General features: G+C 71.3%; 1 protein-coding gene and 1 pseudogene. Both read right to left on the bottom strand.

The genetic code is table 11. The features are described 5' to 3' along the window. Nucleotides 1–1,103: SpnB-like Rossmann fold domain-containing protein (locus TR46_RS45685; protein ID WP_439654424.1), on the bottom strand; the 1,103-nt coding region annotated here is incomplete at its 3' end. A 120-nt stretch (nt 1,104–1,223) separates the two neighbouring features. Continuing rightward, nucleotides 1,224–5,524: pseudogene (locus TR46_RS45680) on the bottom strand (type I polyketide synthase); the annotation flags it as partial.

Raw genomic sequence — 5,524 nt, 5'->3', positions numbered from 1 at the left:
TCCAGCCGCCAGGCATCTGAGTTCGCCGGAATCGCGAGGGCGGCCACCGACCGTACCCGTACCAGTCGTGGGACGAGCAACTCTCCGGCCCGGACGGCAACCTGGACCTCGCCGGTGGACACCGCCGCGCGCACCAGTTCTCCCGCACCGTCGGAACCCAAAGCGAGGTCGAGGTCGACGAGTCCCAGTCGGCCCGGGTTCTCGCTCGCGGCGACCCGAACCAGTCCCCAGATGCCGGAGCTGGTCACCTCGACCGGGACGTCCCCGGAGCCGGCGTCGACCGCGCGCTCGGTCACCAGCACCAGCCGGGCCTCGGCCAGGTTGTCGGCCGCCAACCACTCCTGCACGATGCTGAGGGCGCGGACCGCCGCCGCCAGGGTCCGGTCGCCGACACCGGGACCCGCGGACTGCGTCGGGCAGCCGATGATGACGGTGTCCGGGGCAAGTCGGCCGTCGGCCACCGCTGCCGTCAGTTCGCTGATGCCCGAATAGGCCACCGCATGCGGGATTTCCCCGAAGAATGACGGACTCTCAGGGCACAGTGCGGCCCAGCGGTTCAGGTCCTCAGGTTCGTTGCTGCTCTTGCTGGGCACCCAGTCGAGAGTGAACAGTGCCTCGTCGGCGACGGTCGATGAAGCGGACTCGGCCATCGGCAGCGGGCGCAGCACCAAACCGCCCACCGAGGCGATCAGTGCGCCGGTCTCGTCGGCCAGGGTCAGCGACACCCCGTCGCCGGTGGGGGCGGGGGTCAGCCGAACCCGGGCCGCGCGCGCACCGGTCGCGTGCACGACGATGTCGGTCCAGGCGAAGGGCAGCAGCGGGCCGTGCTGGCCGGAGAGGCCATCGGTGGCGGAGATCGGGTGCAGGGCGGAGTCGAGCAGGGCCGGATGCACGGCGAACCCGGCGACGGGGGTGTCATCGGCGAGGGCCACCTCAGCGAAGACCTCGTCTCCGCGCCGCCAGAGCGTCCGCACGCCCTGGAAGAGCGGCCCATAGCTCAGGCCGGCAGCGGCCAGCGCGGGATAGAGGCCGCCGGGGTCCTGCGCTACCGCCCCGGCCGGTGGCCAGGATTCGAGCTGGGCGGCGTCCGCGCCCTCGGCCACGGTGAGGACGCCGGCGGCGTGCCTGGTCCAGGTACCTGCCGGGTCGTCCTGCTCGGGCTGGGAGTAGATCGCGACGTCCGTGCGCGAGGAGGCGTCGTCGTCCGACTCGACGGAGTCGACCGTGACCTGGACCCGAACGCCGCCCTGGGGCGGCACCACCAGAGGCGCTTCGATCACCAATTCGGCCAGTCGAGGCCGTCCGGCTTCGTCCCCGGCCCGGATCGCCATCTCCACCAGTGCCGCGCCGGGCAGTACCACCCGTCCGGCGACCACGTGGTCGGCCAGCCACGGCTGGGCGCTCAGCGAGAGTCGGCCGGTCAGCATCAGGCCCCCGCTGGCCGGAAGGTTCACGGCCGCGCCCAGCAACGGATGGCCGGACGCGCCCAGCCCGAGGCCGACGGCGTCACCGTGGGTCGCGGCCGAACTCAGCCAGTAGTGCTGCCGGGCGAAGGCGTACGTGGGCAGGTCGACCCGGGCCGCGCCGGTCCCGGCGTAGAAGCGCGGCCAGTCCACCGTGCCGCCACGCGCATGCAGGGCACCGATCGCCGAGACCAGGGTCAGCGTCTCGTCCTGGTTCCGGCGCAGGGTTGGAAGCCACGCCTCGTTCTCGCCTGTCCCGGACGAGGTCTGCAGTCCGAGGGCGGAGAGGACGCCGTCCGGACCCAGTTCGACGAAGGTGCGTACTCCGCTCTCCCGAAGTGTGGTCACGGCATCGGCGAAGCGCACCGGCTCGCGCACCTGGCGCACCCAGTACTCCGGGTCCGCCACCTCCTCGGTGACCGACCGGCCGGTCAGCGTCGACACCAGGGGGATCTGCGGCGACCTGTACGACACCGAGGCGGTGACCTGCGCGAACTCCGCCAGCATCGGTTCCATGAGAGCCGAGTGGAAGGCGTGCGAAACCCGCAGTTGCCGTGCTCGGACGCCTTGCGCAGCGAACGCCTCGGCCACCCCCGCCACCGACTCCTTCGTGCCCGACACCACCACGGCGGTCGGGCCGTTGACCGCCGCGACACCCACGCCCTCGGTCCCGGCGAGAAGTTGACGGACCTCGTCCTCACCAGCCTGAACGGCAAGCATCGCGCCGCCGGCCGGGAGTGCCTGCATGAGCCGGCCCCGGGCCGCCACCACCGCGCAGGCGTCAGCCAGCGACCAGACCCCGGCCACATGCGCGGCCGCCAGCTCGCCGATGGAGTGGCCGGCCACCATCGCCGGGGCCACGCCCCAGGACTCCAACAACCGGAAGAGGGCCACCTCAATGGCGAAGAGACCCGCCTGCGCCCACATCGTGTCGTCGATGCGACCAGCTCCGCCGACAACTGCCTTCAGCGACAGGCCTGGTTGGTCCAGATGCTCCTCAAGTCCCGTGCACACCGCGTCAAACGCCTGGGCGAACATCGGATAGGCCACATACAGCTGCTGACCCATGGCAATGCGCTGGGCGCCCTGTCCCGTGAACACAAACCCGACCTTGCCGACCGAACCGGCGCTCGCTGTCATCACCTGGCCGGCTGACGTAGCGTCATCCACTGCCAGAGCAGCCAGACCTGAGGCGAGCTCGGCGCGATCGGCGCCCACAACCACAGCGCGATGGCTGAGGCTTGCGCGGGTCGTGGCCAGGGACAACGCGACGTCGACCGGGTCCAGGGCGGGCCGGGAACTCAGATAGTCCTGCAGTCGATCGGCCTGGTCGGCCAGTGCGGCCTTGCTTCGGGCCGAGATCAGCCAGGGGACGATCGGCGGCCGCAGGACCGCGTCGGGACGGGCGATCGGCTCCTGGGGGGCCTGTTCGAGGATGACGTGGGCGTTGGTGCCGGAGAAGCCGAACGATGACACACCAGAGCGGCGCGGGCGCCCAGTCTCCGGCCACAGTGTGGTCTGGGTCACCAACCGAACTGAGCCAGACTCCCAATCCACATGCCGCGACGGGGCGTCCACGTGCAGCGTGGCCGGGACGACGCCATGCGCCATCGCCTGCACCATCTTGATGATCCCGGCCACCCCGGCCGCCGCCTGGGTGTGACCGATGTTCGACTTCACCGACCCCAGCAGCACCGGAGTGTCGGCGTCACGACCCTGACCGTAGGTGGCCAGCACCGCCTGCGCCTCGATCGGATCACCCAACCGGGTCCCGGTGCCATGGCCCTCGACGACGTCGATATCCCCAGGCCGCAGACCGGCACCCGCCAAGCGCAGTCCGGATCACCCGCTGCTGCGACGGACCATTGGGAGCCGTCAAACCATTCGACGCACCATCCTGATTCACCGCCGTCCCACGAACCACCGCCAACACCCGATGCCCGTACCTGCGGGCATCCGACAGCCGCTCAACCACCAGGACACCCACGCCCTCGCCCCAGCCCGTGCCGTCCGCCGCATCCGCATACGCCTTGCACCGACCATCCGCAGCCAGCCCGCGCTGCCGGGAGAACTCCACGAAGGTGCCCGGTGTCGCCATCACCGTCACTCCCCCGGCCAGCGCCAGACTGCACTCCCCCGACCGCAACGCCTGAACCGCCAGGTGCAGCGCCACCAGCGATGACGAGCACGCAGTGTCGACCGTCACCGCCGGGCCTTCCAGGCCGAGCGCGTACGACACCCGGCCGGACGCCACCCCGCCCGAGTTCCCCGTGCTGACGTAGCCTTCGACCTCCTCGGGGGTCGAACCTCCGGTGCTGTAGTCGTGGTAGATCAGCCCGGTGAACACCCCGGTCGAGCTGCCCGACAAGGAGCCGGGGTCGATTCCGGCGTCCTCCAGGGCCTCCCAGGACGTCTCCAGCAGCAGCCGCTGCTGCGGATCCATCGCCAGCGCCTCACGCGGGCTGATCCCGAAGAACTGGGCGTCGAAGTCCCCGGCCTCATGCAGGAATCCACCGACATCGGCGTAGCTCCTCCCCGTCGCGGCCGGATCCGGATCGACGACGCCTTCCCAGGCTGGTCCCCGGTTCAGCGGGAACCCGGTCACGGCGTCCGACTCCGAGGACAGCAGACCCCAGAACTCGCCCGCCGAGCCGACGCCACCGGGGAAGCGGCACCCCATACCCACGATCACGACCGGATCGTCGCCGTCCTGGGCTGATGCCCGCGCCGTGGGAAGTGCTGCCGAGGCGGCATCCCCAAGCAGTTCGGTCAGGAGGAACGCGACCAGCGCCGTGGGTGTCGGATAGTCGAAGACCAGCGTGGCCGGCAGCCGAAGGCCCGTCGCCCCACCCAGCCGGTTGCGCAGTTCGACGGCGGTCAGCGAGTCGAAGCCCAGCTCGCGGAAGGAGCGGTTGGCGTCCGCCGGATCCAGCCCCGCCATCCCGAGGACGCGGGCCGCCTGACCGAGAACCATCTCCTGAACGGTCTCCTCGCGTTCGGTCGGGGACAGCGTGGCCAGCCGCACCGCGAGCCCGGAGCGGCCGTCGGCACTGATCGCCCCGACCGTGCGCCGGGCCGTGCCCGGTGTGGTCGAAGCGGGGACCAGCCCGGACAGCAGCGGTGGCGTTCCGGCGCCGCGACGGCTCAGGCTCGACCTGTCGATCCGGGCCGGGACCAGCAGGGAGCGGGTGCCGTCCGGCGCCCGGTTCGGGCGGGCGGTACCCGTGACGGCGCCCAGCAGGGCGAGACCGTCGGCCTCACTCAGAGGCTGCAGGCTCTGGGCAGCCATCCGCTGCCAGTCGGCCGGGGTGAGATGCCCGGTCATCCCGCCGACTCCTGGCCCGTCGAGCTGCCACGGCCCCCAGGCCAGGGAGACCGCAGGCAGGCCCTGGGCCCGTCGGTGGGCGGACAGCGCATCCAGGAAGGTGTTCGCGGCCGCGTAGTTGCCCTGTCCCGGGCTGCCCCAGATTCCGGCGATCGAGGAGAAGACTGCGAACAGGCTCAGGTCCTGATGCCTGGTCAGCTCGTGCAGGTGCCAGGCTGCGTCGACCTTCGAGCGCATCACGGTGTGCATGCGGGCCGGCGTCAGTGAGCCGACCAGACCGTCGTCCAGTACCCCGGCAGCATGCACGACACCGCGCAGCGGAGCCTCGGCCGGTATGCCGGCGATCACCGCGGCCAGTTGGTCGCGCTCGGCGACGTCAACGGCGCGTAGCTGGACCTGGACACCTCCCTGGGTGGCGAGCTCGGCGGCCAGTCGGCCCATTCCGGTGGCTTCGGGGCCGCGCCGAGACAGGAGCATCAGGTTCGCCGGGCCGCGACGGGTGGAGAGGTGCCGGGCAACCAGACCGCCGAGGGCGCCGGAAGCCCCGGTCACCAGGACCGTGCCGCCGAGTTCGGGGACCGGCATGGTGAGGACGACTTTGCCGATGTTGCGGGCCTGGCTCAGGTACCGGAAGGCGTCCGGGGCCCGGCGCACGTCCCAGCAGGCCACCGGCAACGGCGTCAGCACACCGGCGGCGAACAACTCCGTCAACGCACCCAGCATCCGGGCGATCTCA

It is taken from the genome of Streptacidiphilus carbonis (genome assembly GCF_000787775.1).
GTDB classification, from domain to species: domain Bacteria; phylum Actinomycetota; class Actinomycetes; order Streptomycetales; family Streptomycetaceae; genus Streptacidiphilus; species Streptacidiphilus carbonis.
This window is presented reverse-complemented; position numbering and strand designations above follow the sequence as displayed.